Source organism: Desulfothermus okinawensis JCM 13304, assembly GCF_054654515.1.
Genome location: NZ_BAAIEW010000025.1, coordinates 1 through 20,767, shown reverse-complemented (window position 1 = coordinate 20,767; position 20,767 = coordinate 1). Strand labels below are relative to the sequence as shown.

The 20,767-nt window shown below is 35.0% G+C and carries 18 protein-coding genes; 5 read left to right on the top strand and 13 right to left on the bottom strand.

Annotated elements, in window-relative coordinates; all coding sequences use genetic code 11:
- Nucleotides 1–74: 74 nt before the first annotated feature.
- From ACYQ0O_RS10090 to ACYQ0O_RS10055, 8 genes are all read right to left on the bottom strand, one after another.
- The gene (locus ACYQ0O_RS10090) at nucleotides 75–2,975 is read right to left on the bottom strand and encodes an insulinase family protein (protein WP_459892678.1); all 2,901 of its coding nucleotides are present in this window, start codon (nucleotides 2,973–2,975) and stop codon (nucleotides 75–77) included.
- 22 nt (nucleotides 2,976–2,997) lie between these two features.
- On the bottom strand, nucleotides 2,998–4,359 hold the full coding sequence (asnS, locus tag ACYQ0O_RS10085; protein WP_459892676.1) for an asparagine--tRNA ligase: 1,362 nt from the start codon (nucleotides 4,357–4,359) through the stop codon (nucleotides 2,998–3,000).
- A 7-nt stretch (nucleotides 4,360–4,366) separates the two neighbouring features.
- Nucleotides 4,367–4,594, bottom strand: a complete 228-nt coding sequence (locus tag ACYQ0O_RS10080) for a DUF2905 domain-containing protein (RefSeq protein ID WP_075069181.1) — start codon at nucleotides 4,592–4,594, stop codon at nucleotides 4,367–4,369.
- Nucleotides 4,595–4,663: 69 nt separating this feature from the next.
- On the bottom strand, nucleotides 4,664–5,830 hold the full coding sequence (locus tag ACYQ0O_RS10075; RefSeq protein ID WP_459892673.1) for an RNA/DNA-binding domain-containing protein: 1,167 nt from the start codon (nucleotides 5,828–5,830) through the stop codon (nucleotides 4,664–4,666).
- Nucleotides 5,831–5,834: 4 nt separating this feature from the next.
- Nucleotides 5,835–8,444: a TrlF family AAA-like ATPase gene (locus tag ACYQ0O_RS10070; protein WP_459892671.1), complete on the bottom strand. Its 2,610-nt coding sequence runs from the start codon at nucleotides 8,442–8,444 to the stop codon at nucleotides 5,835–5,837.
- Between the two features lie 150 nt (nucleotides 8,445–8,594).
- A complete protein-coding gene (locus ACYQ0O_RS10065; RefSeq protein WP_459892669.1) occupies nucleotides 8,595–9,815 on the bottom strand; it encodes an LL-diaminopimelate aminotransferase in 1,221 nt (406 codons plus the stop codon).
- Nucleotides 9,816–10,081: 266 nt separating this feature from the next.
- The gene (gene fsa / locus ACYQ0O_RS10060; protein WP_459892667.1) at nucleotides 10,082–10,729 is read right to left on the bottom strand and encodes a fructose-6-phosphate aldolase; all 648 of its coding nucleotides are present in this window, start codon (nucleotides 10,727–10,729) and stop codon (nucleotides 10,082–10,084) included.
- A gap of 17 nt (nucleotides 10,730–10,746) precedes the next feature.
- Nucleotides 10,747–12,696: a molybdopterin biosynthesis protein gene (locus ACYQ0O_RS10055; RefSeq protein WP_459892665.1), complete on the bottom strand. Its 1,950-nt coding sequence runs from the start codon at nucleotides 12,694–12,696 to the stop codon at nucleotides 10,747–10,749.
- An 80-nt stretch (nucleotides 12,697–12,776) separates the two neighbouring features.
- On the opposite strand from ACYQ0O_RS10055, the gene fliJ reads away from it, so the two are divergent.
- From fliJ to panD, 5 genes are all read left to right on the top strand, one after another.
- A complete protein-coding gene (gene fliJ, locus ACYQ0O_RS10050; protein ID WP_459892663.1) occupies nucleotides 12,777–13,214 on the top strand; it encodes a flagellar export protein FliJ in 438 nt (145 codons plus the stop codon).
- Nucleotides 13,195–13,815 carry a MotE family protein gene (locus ACYQ0O_RS10045; protein ID WP_459892661.1) on the top strand — a complete coding sequence of 207 codons (621 nt, stop codon included), beginning with the start codon at nucleotides 13,195–13,197 and terminating at the stop codon, nucleotides 13,813–13,815. The genes fliJ and ACYQ0O_RS10045 overlap by 20 nt, the downstream gene beginning before the upstream one ends.
- 11 nt (nucleotides 13,816–13,826) lie before the next feature.
- Nucleotides 13,827–14,567 carry a tRNA pseudouridine(38-40) synthase TruA gene (gene truA / locus ACYQ0O_RS10040; protein WP_459892659.1) on the top strand — a complete coding sequence of 247 codons (741 nt, stop codon included), beginning with the start codon at nucleotides 13,827–13,829 and terminating at the stop codon, nucleotides 14,565–14,567.
- 104 nt (nucleotides 14,568–14,671) lie between these two features.
- Nucleotides 14,672–15,526 carry a pantoate--beta-alanine ligase gene (panC, locus tag ACYQ0O_RS10035; RefSeq protein WP_459892657.1) on the top strand — a complete coding sequence of 285 codons (855 nt, stop codon included), beginning with the start codon at nucleotides 14,672–14,674 and terminating at the stop codon, nucleotides 15,524–15,526.
- A gap of 1 nt (nucleotide 15,527) precedes the next feature.
- Complete coding sequence (gene panD, locus ACYQ0O_RS10030) at nucleotides 15,528–15,881, top strand: aspartate 1-decarboxylase (RefSeq protein ID WP_075069172.1); 354 nt, start codon at nucleotides 15,528–15,530, stop codon at nucleotides 15,879–15,881.
- A 55-nt stretch (nucleotides 15,882–15,936) separates the two neighbouring features.
- Here panD and trpS read toward each other — a convergent pair whose 3' ends face one another.
- From trpS to ACYQ0O_RS10005, 5 genes are all read right to left on the bottom strand, one after another.
- The gene (gene trpS, locus ACYQ0O_RS10025; protein ID WP_459892655.1) at nucleotides 15,937–16,935 is read right to left on the bottom strand and encodes a tryptophan--tRNA ligase; all 999 of its coding nucleotides are present in this window, start codon (nucleotides 16,933–16,935) and stop codon (nucleotides 15,937–15,939) included.
- Between the two features lie 28 nt (nucleotides 16,936–16,963).
- Nucleotides 16,964–17,605: a site-2 protease family protein gene (locus tag ACYQ0O_RS10020; protein ID WP_459892653.1), complete on the bottom strand. Its 642-nt coding sequence runs from the start codon at nucleotides 17,603–17,605 to the stop codon at nucleotides 16,964–16,966.
- 53 nt (nucleotides 17,606–17,658) lie between these two features.
- A complete protein-coding gene (locus ACYQ0O_RS10015; RefSeq protein WP_459892651.1) occupies nucleotides 17,659–18,690 on the bottom strand; it encodes a DUF1786 domain-containing protein in 1,032 nt (343 codons plus the stop codon).
- Nucleotides 18,671–19,309: a DedA family protein gene (locus tag ACYQ0O_RS10010; protein ID WP_459892649.1), complete on the bottom strand. Its 639-nt coding sequence runs from the start codon at nucleotides 19,307–19,309 to the stop codon at nucleotides 18,671–18,673. The genes ACYQ0O_RS10015 and ACYQ0O_RS10010 overlap by 20 nt, the downstream gene beginning before the upstream one ends.
- A gap of 91 nt (nucleotides 19,310–19,400) precedes the next feature.
- The gene (locus ACYQ0O_RS10005) at nucleotides 19,401–20,579 is read right to left on the bottom strand and encodes an ATP-binding protein (protein WP_459892647.1); all 1,179 of its coding nucleotides are present in this window, start codon (nucleotides 20,577–20,579) and stop codon (nucleotides 19,401–19,403) included.
- Between the last annotated feature and the right edge of the window lie 188 nt (nucleotides 20,580–20,767).

The window sequence follows — 20,767 nt, the reverse complement described above, 5'->3', positions numbered from 1 at the left end:
TATAGGTTTTCTTGCTCTTTCTAATATTAGAAATAAAAGGGAGGTGACAAAAGTCAAGGGCTATTTATAAAATTTTATTCCATAATATTCCAAATATTTTGCATAGTTAAACCACTATCCACAGCCTCTTTTATCTTATTTTCATTCCCCATAACCACAACCACGCCCCTTTCTTTTAGATGCGATATATACTCTGCAAAGGACTTAAAGTCAGATTTTTTGCATGATAGAACTTCATCCCTTATTTTTTGTCTTCTATCTACACTATCACCCACAATATATCTCATCAATGCAACAAGCCCTTTGGCATCTGGAAGTCTATATGCATCAATATCTGACATGGTGCCAATAATTGCCTTTTCAATCTCTGAATCATCAATTTCTATTTTCTTTAAATAATTGGCAGTTTCATCGTATACTTTTAATGTGTTCAAACAATTTGGATCCCTGTATGAAACAAAATTAAGTATTTTTGAGAACCTATCCAGACTTATAAAACCTCCATATGCACCACCTTCCACCCTCACTTTGTTCCAGATATATGTATTTCTAAGATAGCGTGATACAACCAGGTGAGATCCCTTAAATTCATATCCCACATCCTTTAAATTCATTCCCTTGCCAACATAATTTACCTCTGCAGGCAAGACCATACCCTCATTTCCCTCCACAGTCTGGTATATCATCTTGTGAATATATTTATTAGTAGTAGAAATTTCTCTACCCAATTGATTTATATGGGAATCTGCCCTAGATATAAGGTCTCCATCACCTGTTAAATTAAAAATTATATTAGATGAATGGTATAGACACTTAAATGTTTCTTCTAGATCATTTAATACCCCATCAAAATTATTCTGGACCCTATTTATCAAGTATCTTAAAAACAACAAATAACTTACACCACCTATTTGTTCATTTATCCAACCACTTAGGTCCAATTTGGCCTTGAGCCTTGTGGAAACAACCATATGACCTGCTGGTATGAGCATAGTTTCTAATTTTGCCTTTTCCTGCATCAAAATCTGCAAAAATCTCTCTTTATTACCAAGGGAGGGTTGGGTAAAAATTTCTGTTAAAATAGCAAACAGATCAGATATATTGTTTTTAAGGACCTTTGATCTAATAAATAGATATCCAACACTTTCTCCTTCTACATCCCTTGATACAAAGGTCTCGTGATGAATACCTCCTGTCTTTGCCTGTATGAGTTTATCCAGAGATACATAGTCGTGTTTTTTTGTGCCCATTTCAGCTAGTGCACGACCAATTAGATTAACATATCCAAGATATTTTTGGGGAACTGATTTTAGGTCAAAAGCTATGTCAACATATAAGATATTATTGGTATTTATATCGTGTAATAAAACATCCCCATATTGGGTCTTAGATACAGTTGTTGGGATTTCTTTTTCTTCCCTGTGAATATCCTTTATCTTAATATGAGGAATCTTCGATAAATCTTCTTTTCTGTCTTCCTTTTTCTGATAATCTTTTAATCTGTTTAAATCGTCCAGTAAAACCTTTTTGTCTTGTATATTAGATAGAATCCTCTCAACCCTCTTTTGTTCCTGTATGGCCAACTCTTTTGCAAGCTCCTGTTTGGGAAGTAATTTTACAGTTGTCCTGTGGGTATTATTTAAAAAGTATTTTGCAACTAATTCCTCAAATATCCTCTCACCTTGAGCAATATTTTGCTTAATTAAGTTCAAAGGTTTTTCAAAACAAAGGGTTAGAAGGGGATCTTCTTCGTATAGCCATGTGGCTAATACCTTAAACATTACTACAAGTCCCCTTGGATAGTTACCAGTATTTAGTTCCCTTAAATCAAATTCAAAACTATTTATAGCAGCATCTACTAAGTCTTCTGAAAAATTGTTTTTATATGTATCTTCCAGTGTCTTGTTTACTATACTCCACACTTTTTTAAAATCTTTACCATCAATACCTTTGAGCCCTGTTGAAAAATACATCTGCCTTAAGCCTTCTTCCAGTCCAACACCACACAGCCCTTCTCCAAGACCAGATTCTATTAGATTTTTTTTAAGTACAGATGAATCCATATTGATGAGCAAATACTCAAGTATCTGCATCCCAAAGTTGATATATAAAAGAGAAGTCTCATCAACGAGCCAGTTAAAGGTGATAAATGACTTTGATCCATCAGAAGCAGGATAGAAATACTCAAACTCCCTGGGATGGGTAAATTTATTTTGCAAGGAAATAGTGGAAGATATCTTTTTTTCGTCAAAATTTGTCAAATACTCATCTAGAATTTTGAGTCTTTCTTCCTCAGGGTCATTGCCCCAAAAAAATATCCTTGAGTTGGAGGGATGATAATAGGTCTTGTGGAACTGGATAAAATCTTCGTATGTTAGATTTACAATTTCATCTGGATGTCCCCCAGAGTCAAAACCATAGGGGGTCATTGGAAATAGGGTTTGTTGGGAATATTCCATTAACATGGAATCAGGGGATGAATATGCCCCTTTCATCTCATTGTAAACAACACCAACTATTTTTGCCTTGTTTAAATCCTCTCCTTCTACCTCTAAGTGCCATCCTTCCTGCAGAAATATTTCCTTTGTTAGGAGTGGATTAAAAACAGCATCTAAGTACACATCTACCAGGTTATAGAAATCCTTTTCATTTTGGGAGGCTACAGGATATACAGTTTTGTCTGGAAATGTTAGTGCATTTAAAAATGTTTGCATAGAACCCTTTAAAAGCTCAACAAAAGGCTCTTTAACTGGATATTTCTTAGATCCACAAAGAACTGAATGTTCTAAAATATGGGCAACACCTGTTGAATCCCTGGGGGGAGTCCTAAAAGCAATTCCAAAGACTTTATTTTCATCGTCATTTTGAATGGAAAGTATCTCTGCACCATTTTTTTTATATCTATAAAAATTTGCAATTGAATTTAACTCCTTTATCTCTCTTGTCCAAATTAAATCAAATTTATCTTTTAACATACTAATCTCCAATTAGTTTAAATTAAAAATTGAGCGTCCCAGGGGTCCTTGGAAAGGGGATCACATCCCTTATGTTTGATACTGATGTCAAAAACATAACAAGCCTATCAAATCCAAGTCCAAAACCAGAATGCGGAGCTGTTCCATAACGCCTTAAATCTAGATACCACTCATAATCATCTCTATTTATTCCCAGTCTATTCATATTTTCAATAAGCACATCAAGCCTCTCTTCCCTTTGACTTCCCCCAACTACCTCTCCCACCTTTGGCAGCAAGATATCCATTGCAGCAACTGTTTTATTATCGTCATTTAGCCTCATATAAAAGGGTTTTATCTCCTTTGGATAATTATACACAACCACAGGACCTTTAAAATATATTTCAGTTAAATACTTCTCATGTTCTGTCTGCAAATCCTCACCCCATTTGGGTTGAAACTGAAAGTGAACTCTTTTGTCTGCCTCACTTAAAACAGATATGGCCTCACTGTATTCTATTCTCCTAAAGGGCTCACAGATCACCTTCTCAAGTCTGGGTTTTAAGTCCTTGTCTAAAAATCTTGAAAATAATTCAATGTCATCTAATCGAGTCTCCAGAACTCCTTTAACCACGTATTTTATAAGTTCCTCAGCAAGATCAATATCATCATCCAGGTCAAAAAACGCCATCTCAGGCTCTACCATCCAGAATTCTGCCGCATGTCTTGGTGTATTTGAATCTTCTGCCCTAAAGGTAGGCCCAAAGGTGTAAACCCTTCCAAGTCCAAGACAGATAGCTTCTGCAGTGAGTTGTCCTGAAACTGTTAAGTATGCATCTTTTTTAAAAAAGGTATCCTTTTTCTCTCCTTTTTTAATTACCTGAAATAGTTCCCCTGCCCCTTCACAATCTGATGAGGTAATAATAGGTGTATGTATATAAAAAAAATCTTTCTCCTGGAGAAATTTGTGTATAAGATAAGCTGCAGTGGATCTGATTCTATTGATTGCTCCATATTTATTTGTCCTGACCCTTAAATGTGCTATTTGTCTCAAAAACTCATCTGAATGTCTTTTCTTTTGCAAAGGATAGATAAGGGGATCAGCCTCCCCCAGAATATAGACCTCTTTTCCCACTACTTCCCATTTCTGTTTTTTTCCAGGAGATTCAACCACATCTCCCACTATCTTTACTGAACACCCCGTGGTCATCCTCTTCAAATCCCCTGCAGATACTACCGAATGATCAATTACAACCTGTAAATTCTTGAGACATGAGCCATCATTTACCTCAAGAAAAGAGAACCCCTTAGAATCCCTCCTTGTTCTCACCCAACCATTGATTTCAATGTTTAAAATCTCTTTATCTGACTTAAAAATATTTCTAATTGTCTTTTTTTCTTTCATAGTAGACTCACTTTCTAAATAAGTAGAATATCAATGAAAACAAAACACTTAACAAAAGACATGTAACCCATGGAAAATAAAATTTAAATCCTGGTTTATCAATATAAATATCTCCAGGTAGCCTACCAAGAAGGAATTTACCTCCAATGGGAAACTTGGAAAAAATAACCAAGATTATCCCAATAAATATCAAAACAGACCCAATTTGAATAAGGAGCTTTCCTATATCCCCCATGGCTTCTCTCCTTGAATTAACTCAAAAAATCAATGTAGCATATTAGTACATTAAAATTTCAAGGTATACTTATCCCACTGGTCTTTTAAATACAACCTTAAACTCCAACTTTTCTACATCATTATAAAAATCAACATCTACACTAGACTCATTACATTTATTAATAATTCTTGGTATTCCTCTTCCCATACCACTATATCTAAAATCTCTGTCTTTTTCTAAAAAGTTCAGAATGATTGGATTCCTTTCATTGTGAATTCCGCTTTTAATTGCTTCAATAGTCAAGGTATTTGGGAGTTTACCTGGATTTCTCACTTCCACTCTATCATCCCATATCTCAACATAAATAGGGCTTTCTATAAAATAGTCTCTGTGTACTATGGCGTTAGATATGGCCTCCATCAATGCTTCTTCTGGTATTTCCATTGTTGATGGAGCATTAACATTTCCCCTTTGTATTTTTCTAAGATTTCTTCTGAGGAAGTCCATAGATTTTTTAAATTGTTCAATTAAATTTCCTGCAATCTCTTCCTTATCTTTAAAATTATCCTCATCTTCCCAATACACTGTTTTCACAATAAATTGAGGTTTTATAAATTCTGGACTCTTACCAAACAAAAGAAGGCCAGCAAGGGTAAATTTGGTACCCTTTGCCAATTTCCAATTATTAAAAAGGGTTTTTATATCTCCTTTTTCAAAATTAAACTCATATTCTTTTGATTCTCTAAACCACTTGATAAAATATTCTATATTCAAGTTAGTTTCATTAACATCTAAATCAACTTCATTTTCTTCTGCCCTTAGTCGTCCTGATTCTTGCAAGAGTCTTGAGATATCTTCTATTGTAGCTTTTCTTTTGTCGCTACCCACCTTAATCCACACATCTGTCTTATTAAGGGCATAGGGCTTATTTTCTCCCCTGGGGACATTAATTATTAAAATATTTCCACCTTCACAATTTATTGTCTGAGTTTTTACAACAGATGCAGGATATATTTTGTTTCTACATGCATTACTTATCCATTGATTTAAACTATCAATCTGAGAACCAGTAAGTCCAACAATTTTTCCTGAATTAGTAACACCAACAAAGATTCTACCACCGTCGCTATTTAAAAAGGCCACTATCTCCGATGCAAGTTTATCTATGCTCTCAAAGTTTAATTTAAACTGGTTATTATAATCTTCTCCCCTTGAAATAATAACAAAAATGTCTTCGCAGGTTAATTCTTCCATGCAACTATCTCCAAATTTTGTATATTACCCCTCTTTTTTCAAAAGCTTCTTTACCGCCTTCCATAATATCTATAATTTCCTCCTGTACTTTTTCACTATCCACACTTCCATTATTTAACATTAATTTTTCGTTTTCATTTTTACATACAAAAACATTGTCACTATCTCCTAGAACCACTATATTCGAGTTATGTGTTGCAAAAATAAATTGAATTTCATTCTTTCTTTCTAATATAGTTTTAATAATACCCTCATAAATAGTACTATTGTCAATGTCATCTTCTGGTTGGTCAATGATCACTGGTTTATTCTGATACAGTAATATTATTGCTAGAACAGCAGCAGCCCTCTGGCCAATAGAGAGTTTTTCAAGAGGTTTATATTCATTGTGATTTAATTTATACTCTATAATAACCTTGTCAGGGGCAGTCTCTACAATAAATAAATCGGGCTTTTCCAGAATCTTTTCTTTTAATTTATAAAAATCATTTTCCCCTAACAATTCAATTAGCCTATTATCCTTTATTTTTGTAGATTTATAAAGAGAATATCCATCAGAAAAAGTTTCTACAATTTTTTTAATCTTGTTCCTTCTAACGTTACTTCCTTTTAAAAGGCTCTCCAGAGAGTTACAAAATACCTCTGTATCGCCTCTATATTCAATCTTTACTTTCAGGAAATTTATTTTTTCTTGAATGGTTTTTGCAAATTTATTTCTTTCTTGACTTATCCTTCTATGTAATTCATTCAACTCTCTAATATTTTCTTCAAGATGCTTTTGCATATTTTCTAATTTGCCCTTTCTTGTTTTTATTTCTTTGATTTTTATCTCTAACTGCTGTATTTTCTTCGAAGTATTTATATAAAAATTGGCATCAAGGTTACTGTCTATCTCTTTTTTTAATTTGCTTAATTTATCCTTTAGTTCTTCTTCTTTCTTTTTAGCATTTTCCTGTTCTTCTCCTATTGACCTATCAAAATCATAAAAGAGCTTTTCTATTTGTAAAAATTCTTCTAAAAGATCATTTTTTAATTTTATCAATTTATTCTTGAATATTTCACCATAAAATCCAAATTCATATTCTAATAACATATTAAAGGACTGCTCAATAGAATTTCTTAATGTCTTTATCTCTATCTTTTGTTCTTTTATTGCAGATAAGACAAAGTTAAACTTTTCTTTCTCTTTCTGAAAATTTATTTGTTCTCTTAATAGATTATCAACACCTTTTTCTCTAAATATCTTTATTTTTTCTTTTAAAACAAGAAGCTCATTTTCTATGTCTTCAATCCTTACTTTTTCATCCTCTAATTTTTTTATCTCCTTAGATATTTCCCTAATTGTATTTTTTAAATTATTCTCCTTTGATTTGAGACTATATAGTTTATCTTCAATAAAACTATCAATCAATATTAATTGTTTTGTAGTTTGTTCAGCTATTCTTGATAGGTCTTTCTGACCAAAATAAAGAAAATCAAAAAGAGCTTTTATATCTTTAATGTTTACTTTATTACCATCTTGATCTAACACTATAGGATAAAAATCCACATAACCCTTTTTGATTGTATAGAAAAAACCATCCTTAGTCCTGAATTTTAGTATAACTTCACCACTATTTCCAAGTGCATGTTGAACAAGACTATTTTTATACTTCTCATCAGAATCATAAAGAGGTTCTTTACCGACTATCCATCGCAATAGTTCTATCACCGAAGATTTTCCACTCCCCCGAACTCCAATAAGCGTATTTAAACATGGATTAAAATTAAAAACCTTTTCTTCTATAAATTCTCCATCTTTAATTTTAAGAGAAATTATTCTTGGATGTGCAAGGTTAGGAATCTCATTACTGATACGCAATTCATGATTTAAAAAAGAAAACTTAAGGGCAGAAAAATTAAATGCTCCTATTTTAATATAGGTCTTTTTATCTTTATTTATAATATCATCAATAGATCCAGGATCAATGAATGAAACATATGCAGGTTTATATTTTCTCCAGTTATCCTTATAAATTTTTCTTATTTCATTTTCAAAGCTTACTTGCAAAGAGTTATTTATGTCCTGCAGGCCCAAAATGATGTTTCTGAAATATCCCTTCTCTATCCAATTATTATAATTTGCTGGTTTTAATTCTTTTAAAAAACCTTTGTCACTACTCACATGGGCAAAAATTAATATATAGTCCTTTTTTAATTCATTTAAGTCAGTTAATATATCTTCAAGTTTCTTGTTTGCTTTGCCTGTTTGAAGATCAAATTGTCTCATTATAAAATTATTGATAAAATTCTTTTCCTCTTTTAACGCATTATCATCAAAAACAACAAGAACATGCATACCCCTTCCGCCGTCTGAAATCTCTAATTCTACACCAGGTAAAAGCCAGATATCGTTCTTCTCTGCCTCCTGTCTCAACTGAATATATTCATTGTAATCGAACTTATTGTGATTGGTAATTGCCCCAATCTTTATTCCAACTTTTTTTAAAGCATGAATATAATCAGTTACAAAATCACTCCCATTGTACTTAAATCTATCTCCGTCATTTCTTGTGTGCAGGTGCAAATCTATTCTAACCCATTCATTACCCCGTTTAAAAAAATTATTTCTCATAACAAATTTTAGTATGCAATTTTTCAATGTATTTTAGTTTGTTGTTATGCATTAAAGACTAAACTTTCACTGCATAACACTGTTAATTTATCATGTCCATCTTAATCCAGGCTTATCAAAGTGGTAAACCTGGATTAAGGTCATGTGCTATTACAAATTATTCTTCATCCTCTCCATGGCCTTTACAACATTTTCTCTGAAATTAAATGCACTTAGTCTAATATATCCCTGGCCACATTTTCCAAATCCACTACCTGGAGTGCATACCACCCCGCATTTTTTCAAAATTATATCAAAAAACTCCCATGAGTCCATATCTCCCTTTACCCATACATAGGGCGAATTCTTACCACCTGCACATACAAAACCAGCTCCTTTCATGGACTCTCTGATAATCCTGGCATTTTCCAGATAATAATCCACAAGTCCCTTTACCTGCTTTTTGCCCTGTTCAGAATATATTGCTTCTGCACCCCTCTGAACTATGTAGGAGACACCATTGAATTTTGTTGACTGCCTCCTCAGCCAGAGATCATGTAAATATACTTTTTTCCCATCCCTTGTGTATCCAGCACACTCCTTAGGTACCACAGTATATGCACACCTAACCCCTGTAAAACCAGCTGTTTTTGAAAAACTCCTGAATTCAACTGCCACTTCTTTTGCACCTTCTACTTCATAAATTGAATGGGGGACATCTTTATCCCTGATAAATGATTCATATGCTGCATCATATAAAATAATGGCTTTATTTTCCCTTGCATAATCCACCCATTTCTTTAACTCATCCTTGGTAATAGGAGCTCCTGTTGGATTATTTGGAAAACAGAGGTATATTAAATCCACTTTTTCATCTGGTATATCTGGAATAAATCTGTTTTCATATGTACATTCAAGATATTTAATTTTGCTGTACCTTCCATCGATTAGCTCCCCTGCCCTTCCAGCCATGACATTTGTATCCAAGTACACAGGATATACAGGATCTGGGATGGCCACTTTTATGTCCTGGGGAAAAAGTTCCTGAAAATTAGCTGTATCGCACTTTGCACCATCACTTACAAATATCTCATCCTTTGATATATTCATACCTCTATCTTGAAAATCAAATGCAGCTATTTTCTCACGCAAAAATTCATAACCCTGCTCAGGACCATATCCTCTAAAGGTAGATGGATCTCCCATCTCCCTTACAGCCTTCTCCATTGCCTCAATACAAACCTCAGGCAAGGGCAGGGTAACATCTCCAATCCCCATCCTTATTATTTCCATATCTGGATTTTTCCTTTGAAAATCCTCTACCCTTCTGGCTATTTCAACAAACAAATATGACTTTTGGAGTTTTAAGAAATTTTCATTAACAAGTGTCATATATGGATACTCCTTCTGGTTATAAATTCCCTTTTATCTTTATTCCATTAACTCCGAAGTCTCAAGCTTTGATGTGTCTGTGTATGTGTATGTGATCTGTAACTTTCACATACATCCTTCATCCTTCTACCTTCACCCTTCTACCTTCTACTAATCACTAAAGACTAACAGCTAAAAACTAACAACTAATCACTAATCACTATTCACTATCACTTAACCCATAACCCAATCAATAAGCGGAGCTAAAGAAATAGGCAGGTTCCCTTTTATCCATTTTGAACCTTCTTAAAGTCATTTAAGAACTTCTCCAGTCCAATATCAGTTAGGGGATGTGATGCTAATTTTTTGATCACCTTAAATGGAATGGTAGCTATATGTGCACCATATAGTGCTGCTTGTCTTACGTGTTCTGGGTGCCTTACACTGGCAACAATTATCTCTGTCTTAAAATCATAATTTTTATAAACAGTTACTATTTCCTGTATTAAATCCATACCCCGTTGACCTATATCGTCCAGTCTCCCTACAAAGGGACTGACGTAAGATGCACCAATTTTACCAACTAAGAGTGCCTGATTTAAAGAAAAGACCAGTGTTACATTGGTTGGAATACCTTCCCTTTCCAAAAAATATGATGCCTTGATCCCCTCTTCAGTCATTGGGATCTTAATAACTACATTGGGACCATATTTTACCAGTTCTTTTGCCTCTTTAACCATGCCCTCAAAGTCTGTGGAAAGCACCTCTAAACTAACTGGTCCATCTACTATCTCACATATCTTTTTTGCAATCTCATCTACATTTCCACCTTCCTTTGCCATGAGTGATGGATTAGTGGTAACCCCATCAATAAGCCCCATTTTTTTTGCTTCTTCAATTTCTTTGATATTTGCTGTGTCAATAAAAAACTTCATCTTCAATACCCCCTAAGTTATCTATTTTTTTGTAATCCCATTCCCTTTTCCATAAAAACCCCTGTTAAGGTTGTTTCATACCCTCCAAGTTCTCTAATTTTGGCCTTAAAACAGTCCCTTGAAATTATATCTAAAAGTGTTTTAATTTTTGGATCATCCAAAAAGGCCTTTGGGATAACAAGGTCGTATCTTTCCTTAGCCACTTCTATAAAGTCAAGTCCCAGTGCCTTGGCAGCTGCAAAAATACCCATACCAACATCAGCTGTACCTGACAAAACATTTACACCAACCTCCATGTGGGTATATTCTTCCCTGTTATAACCCCTTATTTTATCTGGCGATATATTGTTTTTTTTGAGAAGATCGTCAAATAATATCCTTGTTCCAGAACCCCTCTGTCTATTAACAAACACCACATCTTCCCTGAGAAGGTGCCTTATGTTATGAATATTTTTAGGGTTTCCCTTTTTAACCATAAATCCCTGATGCCTTATGGCAAGATTTACTACTACAACCTCTTTATCAGGGATGTATTTTTCAATAAATGGGAAGTTATAATCTCCAGATTCAGGGTCATATAAATGGGATCCCGCAAAATGGCATGACCCCCTGGATATGGCAACCAGACCACCGACACTTCCCACATGGGAGGACGTTAGCCTAATAGGATTTTCCCTCTTCATGAGCTCATTTTTGATAAGATCCAAGATATTGTCATGGCTCCCCACACACATAAGGGTGTTTTCGATTAAACCAATATCCACCAGAAGTTCAGCATCAACATAGGATCCCTCTTTTATTCCTTCCACATCTTCTGGAACCTCAACTATCCCCTGGGCATTTACCAGTGTTGTGATCTGGCTGGCTCCCCTTTTCATTGGATTGGCAACAAATATATCCCCTACCCTGGCAATGGCAACCCTCACAAATTCCGTTATTCCCAATTTTGATGGAAGCCTCTTATTTAGCATTACCTTTATTTTTGGGTTTTCTTTAACCAGCCTTGAACTCAGGTGATGGACAATGGGCTTTAGTAATTTATCAAAGCAAATAACTGAACTAACAGGATATCCTGGTGCTCCCACCATTAGCTTGTTGTATTTTTTGCTGTATGCAAGGATACTTGGTTTTCCTGGCATGGCAGAGATGCCGTGGACAATTACCTCTCCAAACCTCTCCATTGCCCGTCTGGAATAATCTTTGTCCCCTGCTGAAGACCCTGCACCTATAACCACAATGTGCGCATCTGATTTAAGCTCTTTTTCCAGGGCATCACATATCCTGTCTAAATTATCCTCAACTGGAGGTATCCTTTTAACTCTACATCCCCACTTTTCTGCCATTGCCTTTAGCATCATGGAATTGCTCTCTATTACCTGTCCTATAGCAGGAACTGGCCTGAGCTCAAAGTTCAACACCTCATCCCCTGTTGGGATAATTGATATTTTTATCTGTTCTTTCACAAAGAGCTCATATATTCCACCAGAGAGCAATGCACCAATATCATAGGGAGTTATCTCATGATTTTGGGGAATAATCATCTCAGTTGCAACTATATCTTCCCCTATCTTTCTAACATGCTCATAAGGGTATGCTGCCCTTTCTATGGCAACAAAATCCTGGTCAATTTTTTGAACATATTCAATCATTATCACCGCATCAAATCCATTGGGTATTGGATCTCCAGTATTAACATATAAAAAATCCCTGCCTTTTTTTAACTTCACAGGAAACCCTTCCCTTGCACCAAAGGTGTCCTTTGCCCGAACACAAATTCCATCCATTGCAGCACTGTGAAAGGTGGGAGAGGAATACCTCGCGTAAACAGGCCTTGAAGTAATCCTGCCAAGAGCCTTTTGTGTTGGAATAACTTCCTCTTTTAATTTAATATTCAGCACTTCCTTGATCTTCAAAATTGCCTCTGGTATGGAAATTGTATTTAGGTATATGCTACGCTTGTCTCTCATGGAATCTATCCTTATATTTTTTTGAAAGGCAAGGTTAATCATTGTTGAAACTATTGGCAAGAAATTATCACAGGTAAAAAATGGCAAAGTTTAACTTCAGACTCCAAAGGATTCTTGACTACAGGGAACAAATTGAAGAGCAGGCAAAGATGCGCCTGGCAAAGGTAATGTCAGAGCTCTCTAAAAAAAAACAAGAGCTTAAGGATTGCGAAAAAGAGCTTGAACAAATTTCAAAAAAAATATCAAGTGGGAGTCTATCAGGTGATACCATATGGCTCTATAAAGAAACAGAAAAAAATATCTTAATGTATATTGATCAATTAGAGAAAGATATAAGTGAGTTGTCTGTAAAAATAGAATTCTTACGCCAGGACCTTGTCTCAAAGACAATAGAAAAGAAAAAACTAGAAAAATTAAAAGAAAAAGACCACAAAAGGTTTATCTATGAAGAGCAAAAAAGAGAACAAAAAGAAATCGACGAAATATCTACACTTAAATATGAAAAGTCTCTTATTTAGTGTGGTAACACTAATTATTGTGACATCCCTCTTCAAGGCATCGTACCTCATCTACATTATTGTAAAACAAACAAATCCAATAAAACACATTGATCAAATAACTAATATTAATCTTGTGGAAAATAATAAAAATATGCAGGTGTCAGATACAGTTTTCAGGGTAAAATCTGCACAGGCTGCAGAAACAAAATCTCAGGATATTCCAAAGCCATCAGACAAACTCCTGGCTGAACAATGGGAAAAATTAAGGGCAAAGGAAGCGGAGCTGAAACTAAAAGAAGAACAATTAAAAAAATTAGAGAAAAAAATAGAGCAAAAACTCCAGGAACAAAAAAAACTGGCCTGGAAAATTGAAGAACTAATTAAAAAGGCAGAAGTGCTAAAGAATAAAAAAATCAAACACTTAGTTCAGGTATATTCAAACATGGATCCTGCTAGGGCTGCAAAGGTCTTAGAGACTCTTGACAAACAGCTAGCTGTCAAAATACTGGCAGGAATGAAAGGAAGGACTGCGGGAGAGATATTAACAAACATGGATCCCAAAAAGGCAGCTGAGCTATCAGAGGCACTAACAGAATTTCAAACCCCTTTTGGCAAGTAGTCTATTTAACCATGCCCAGATTAAAGCTTAAAATTTCCTATTTAGGTACTAACTTTGCTGGCTGGCAAATACAGAGAAACCAGAGGACAGTTCAGGGCTGTATAGAAGAGGCCTTAAAAAAAATTGTTGGGAAAAGGCTGGTAGTACATGGAGCAGGAAGGACAGATTCAGGAGTCCATGCCCTTGGACAGGTGGCACATGTGGATATACCAGAAGATAAAAAAAATATCCCATGGCAAAGGGCCTTAAACAGTCTCATTCCAGAAGATATATCTATTATAGAAGCCTCATATGTAGATCAAAATTTTCATGCCAGATACATGGCTAAAGCAAAAATATATTCATACACAGTATGGACAAACTCTGATTTTATCTATCCAATGAGATCACCTTTTTGCTGGAAAACAGGAAAACTTGATATTGAGCTTATGTTGAAGGCAGCAAAGCATCTTGAAGGTGAGAGGGATTTTAGCTGTTTTCAAAACACAGGCTCAAATGTAAAGAATACAGTAAGGACCATATATAAAATTTTTTGCACCCCTGGCATGTTTGAAGATGAGAAGGTGTTTTATTTCATTGGGAATGGCTTTTTAAAACAAATGGTTAGAAATATAATGGGATCTCTATTTAGAATTGGCAAAAAAAAGATGTCCTTGAGTGAATTTTTAACTCTCATAAACCAAAAGGACAGGACCCTCCTTCCAATGACAGCCCCAGCTCATGGATTATGTCTAGCGGATGTGCTTTATTAGATAATAAAAAATTTAAATTTACCCAAAAAACTTACTTGACCTAACAAAAACCATAACCTAAATATAATTTTCCAAAAAATACTTTAGGTATATGGGGCCTTAATATGGAAATTATAAAAGATCCACAACAGATTCAAAACCTCACCTTAAAACTTAGATGTTCAGAGAAAATTGTATCCTTTGTTCCCACCATGGGATATTTCCATGAAGGACATCTATCCCTTATGAGGTGGGCCAGGGAAAATTCTGACATTGTGTTTGTGTCTTTGTTTGTAAATCCCACTCAATTTGGTCCAAAAGAAGATCTAAATAGATATCCCAGGGATTTTGAAAGGGATACAAAACTGGCAGAAGAAGCTGGTGTTGACTACCTCTTTGCTCCAGAAACCAAAGATATGTACACGGAAGATCACTGCACCTGGGTTAACTCTCCAAAACTCTCCCAATATCTCTGTGGAAAAAGCAGACCAGGGCATTTTCAGGGTGTATGCACCATTGTATTGAAACTTTTTAATTTAGTTAACCCCCACCTTGCGATTTTTGGTGAAAAGGATTATCAACAACTTATTATTATCAAAAAGATGGTGGAAGACTTAAATATTCCGGTTAAAGTGATTGGTAGGCCAATTGTGAGAGAGATAGATGGGCTTGCCATGAGTTCTAGAAATGCCTATTTAACAGATGAGGAGAGAAAAGAGGCAGCTCACATTTACAGAGGTCTTAAAAAGGCCCAAAAATGGGTACAAAATGGTCACAAAGATAGCGAATCAATAATCTCCAAACTAACTGAGTGTTATATGGAGAATATACCTTCAGGCCATATTGACTACATTGAAATTGTAGATCCTGAAAATCTAAAACCCGTAGAAAAAATTGAAAACAGGGCATTACTTGCAGTAGCAATTTATCTTGGAAAGGCCAGATTGATTGATAATATTATGTTGGAGGTGAAAAAATAAAATGGCATTTAGATGTTTCTTACAGGCAAAAATCCACAATGCCACTATAACAGAGGCAAATGTCAACTACAGAGGCTCAATCGCTATTTGTCCAAAGCTACTGAAGGCGTCTGGAATAATGGTAAATGAACAAGTTGATGTCTATAATAGCACAAATGGAAACAGGCTTACTACATATGTAATTGAAGGCAAAGAAGGGGAAATTTGTCTAAATGGTGCAGCGGCCTTAAAGGGATCTGTAGGTGATAAGATAATTATAGCAGCTTACACATACTTAAGTAGTGATGAAATAGAAAAGCATAAGCCAACAGTGGTAATTGTGGGAGAAAATAATACCATAGAAGAGATAATGTAACCAATTATTTCTAGATTAAAGTAGCAAGGTCCATGCCGCCTTGCTACTTTTTTATTTATCCATATATTAAATTTATTTTTGTCCTTACCTCTTCCATTGTTATTTGAGCTTGTTCCCTGGCCTTTTTTGTACCTTCCATTAAAATATCCATGATCGTGGTATCTTTTTTAAGCTCTCTTCTTTTTTCTTGGATTGGTTCCAGAAGTGCAGTTATTTTTTCAAAAAGTAATTTTTTGCAATCTGTACATCCCCTGGTTGCATTTTTACATCCGTCTATGACTTCTGTTAAATCTTCTTTGGGATCTAGAGTCCTTAAATGGGGAAATAAGTTACAGTTTTTAGGATCACCTGGATCCTTTAGTCTCTTCCTATTTGTGTCTGTTACCATTGAAAAGACCTTTTTCTTAACAGAATCAAAATCTTCTTTTAAAAATATTGCATTTCCATAACTTTTACTCATTTTTCTTCCATCAAGACCAGGGAGTCTTGCTGCTTCTGTTACCATTGACTGTGGTTCTGGGAATGTCTTTCCATATAAGTGATTAAATCTTCTAGCTATTTCCCTGCAAAGCTCCAGATGTGGAAGTTGATCTTCTCCAACAGGCACCTTTGTTGCCTTGTATATTAAAATATCTGCACTCATAAGCACTGGATATCCCAAAAATCCAAAGGTATTTACGTCCTTTTTAGAAGAAAGCTCCTGCTTTGTTTCTTTATATGTTGGGTTTCTCTCAAGCCATCCTAAAGGGGTTAACATTGATAAGATCAGATTCAACTCTGCGTGTTCTTTTACTTCTGATTGTATAAAAAATGTGGATTTTTCTGGATCAAGACCAGCTGAAAACCAATCTAGTGCTAGTTCAACAGAAAACTCTCTTATTTTTTTGGGATCTGCATATTCGCTTGTCAATGCATGCCAGTCAGCAATAAAGAAAAAACACTCAAACTCATTTTGAAGTTTTATCCAGTTCTCAATAACTCCAAAATAGTGTCCAAGGTGAAGGGGACCTGTTGGCCTCATCCCTGATACTATTCTGTTTTTAGCATCATTCATACAACACTCCTTAAATTCAGATACTTAGTTAGCCTGGAAGTAAGATTGAAACCAAAAAATAGAGGATGGGCAGTATGGCTTTTTGAACAATACCTGTTAAAAACAGAATAAATATTATAATTATGCCATATCTACCTATCTTGCCATATGAAATTGCCATATCCCTTGGAAGGACTGCAATTACCATATTACTTCCGTCTAGCGGTGGAATTGGAATAAGATTGAATATTCCAAGACCAATGTTTACAATTACCCCTGCTGACAATATATCTATTAAAATAGAAAAAAGATGAACATATCCAGGGTCGTGGATTCCCCCAAAAACAAAGAGTATCCCTTTAATGATAATTGAAAACACAATTGCAAGTAAAAAGTTACTAAATGGGCCTGCGAATGAAACCAAAAAGAGATCTCTCCTTGGCTTTTTAAAGTATAGGGGATTTATAGGTACAGGTTTTGCCCATCCAACTTTCACGATGAGCAGGGCTATGGCCCCTATTGGATCTAAATGTTTTATGGGATTTAGAGAAAGTCTGCCTGCCCTCTTTGCTGTGGGATCGCCCAACACATACGCAGTATAGCCATGGGCCACTTCATGGAAGGTTATGGCAATTAAGACTGGAACAAAATATATTAAAATTTCCTGTATGATTGACAACTCACTGTGCATGGGGAGTTGGTAGCACTAAATCCTCTGGTTATCAAGGGAAAACCTTTCTCCAGCTATCCTTTGGCGTTAAATTGTAGCTTATAACCATGGACCAGTCCAATTGCACCAGTTAGCATCATATCCCCTCCTGGAGCTATGAACTTAAGTGGATAGCCATGTAATAAATTTCTCTTTGGCCCAATTACATATGTATCAGAAAAATCGAATCTTTCCAGCTCATTCTTATAAACACAACCATGGCCCATATCATCAAAAACCTCTTTATTTGTGAGCTTTCCTTTTTTAAACCTGTGAATATGGTCCCACAATTTATCTTTACTTAAAAGCCCTGTGTGGTGTTCATAAATTCCATAAATCTTGTCTTTGAATATGAGAAATCCAAGGGTGTGGCTGTTTCCAATATTAATAATACACACCCCAGATGTTTTTGATGCTTCATATACATCCTTCTCATACAGGGCCCCTAGAATCGCTGCACCCCCAGTATCTGCAACAAATCCTCCACCAGTAATCCTGTGGATTGTCATAAGTCTAGTAAACCTCTTATCTGGAACCTTATAGATTAGATTATAAATATCACCCTTTTCTTTTAAAAACTTCTCCCATAACTTAAATCTCCCCTGCCTATTACTTATATCTGGGAAAAATCCATGGTCCTGGGCAGCAATCATTATAACATCAGGATAATCCAACCCCACAAAATTTAATAAACCTTGCCAGAAACCAGGATCGTAGTCTGTTAAATACAAAGGTACATACCCCCTGGGAGGAATATCCATGATTTCTATTCCCATACCTTCTACCTTTTTCAAATTATCTGAAATAGCATATGCCGCTTGTTTTGAACAAGCCACTTTGAGTCCCGCATCTTTATGGGAAATTAGAGCACTTTTGAATCCCCCTCCCATATTATGCCCATACAAATATATATTTTTATTCCTATTGGTTAGTTCTTTAATTTTATTAAAAACAGATACTGCTGGAGATGGCAATATAAACTTTGGACAATTTTCCAGCTCCCTATCATCAGAATAATACAACACATCCTGGGTCCCACTCCCAACATCAATGGCCAATATTTTCATAATCTTCTCCAGAAACTTTATTTTTTCTCTTATAAATCCAAAAATAAATAAAACTCACAACCAATACAAATATAATAAGGGAGATACTAACTATATGAAGATGTTGTTTCAATAATTCCCTGTTTATACCAAAAAAATAACCAAGCAATGCCAAGACTATTACCCATATACCTGCCCCAAGTGCAGTAAATATGGAAAACAGCCAGATATTCATTTTTGCAAGTCCTGCAGGTAGAGAGATATACTGCCTTATCCCTGGCAGTAGCCTTCCAACAAAGGTAGAAATATGTCCATGCACCTCAAAAAATCCCTCTGCCTTTTTTAAAGAATTATGGCTTACAAAAAAATATTTCCCATATTTATAGAAAAAGGGTCTTCCAAGATATAAGGCAAGATAGTAATTAAAAATAGCCCCCAGTAAGCTACCCACAATTCCGGATATTATGACTAAATATAAATTCATATCCCCACGGGACGCAAGATATGCAGCAGGCGGTATCACCACCTCACTTGGGAATGGGAAAAAGGAGGATTCTAAAAACATAAGTACCACTATGCCTGTGTATCCCATATTTCCCACAGTAGACATTATAAAGTTTACTATCTCATTAAATACCATGATTATATATCCTTGTTAGTTGGAATAAAGATACATTATGGCTTATTTATAAATCGCAACAATTTTTTATAGAAAAATTTATACACGTGTGCTACACTTCATCCTCAAGTCTTTTCAACATGTTTTCAATATCCCATATTGTATGAACTTTTATATCTCTTCTTGCTTGAGGTATCTTTCCTCCGTATACAACTGCCCCTCCCCATGGAGTATATTGATATAATCTAAAAAATTTTTTTATGCCTTTAAAAAAATCTTCCACTACAGTTGCTCCAGCCTTTACCTCAATAGGAAATAGATCCCTTCCCAATTCATATAATATATCAACTTCATTACCTTTGCTATCACGATAAAAATAAAGGTTACTTTTTTTACCTCTATTATATCTGTATTTTAGAATTTCCATTAACACCATATTTTCAAAAAGACTTCCCCTTAATGGATCTCTCATTACCTGTTTCTCATTTTCAAGTCCAAGGAGATAACTTGCCAGTCCCACATCATAAAAATATATCTTTGGTGATTTTATAAGTCTTTTTGACACATTACCAAACCATGGTGGCAATAAAAACACTATAAAACTTGCTTCAAGCAAACTTATCCATGCCCTTGCCGTTGAGTGAGACACTCCAACATCATTTGCAAGGCTGCTGAGATTCAAAACTTGTCCTATTCTCCCTGCACATAATTTCAAAAATTTTTCAAAAAGACTTAAGTCCCTGATATTAACAATCTGCCTTAAATCTCGTTCAACATAAGTTACAATATAATCACCCAGGGCCTGTGTTGGATTAAGGGACATATCATATATTCTGGGATAAAATCCAGTTAATATTAATTTGTCAATAGAAGAGACGTCATAAGAGCCCTGAATTTCTGAAATGCTAAAAGGAAGGAGCTTTAATAAAGCGGTTCTACCAGCAAGGGTCTGGGTTAAGTTACTGATTACTTCAAATTGTTGGCTTCCTGTTATTACGAACTGACCAGGCTCATTTCTCTCATCCACAACAACCTGTATGTATGAAAGTATCTCTGGTGTCCTTTGGATTTCGTCTAATATAACATGATGTCCATATTGTTCAAGAAATCCTCTGGGATCATTTTTAGCAAAATCCCTTATATCCAGAGCCTCTAAATTCACATATTGATAATCTGGAAAAGCAAGTTTACATAAAGTAGTTTTCCCACTTTGTCTTGGTCCAGTGATGGTAACAACAGGATAGTGTGAAATTAACCTCTTTAAGACAGGTTCAATTTTTCTTTTTATCATAAGATTATATTAAACCAAAATGGGACAATTTGCAAATAGAATTTTCAAAATTACCCTGATGGGAGTTAAAATAATTTTGTGTAAAGAGGGAATAGATGATAATATGGAGAACATAAAAGGGTATGGAAAAAAAAGATAGAGGTTCCCTATAGGGAACCTCTGCGAAAAACTCACTCCAAAACAAAATA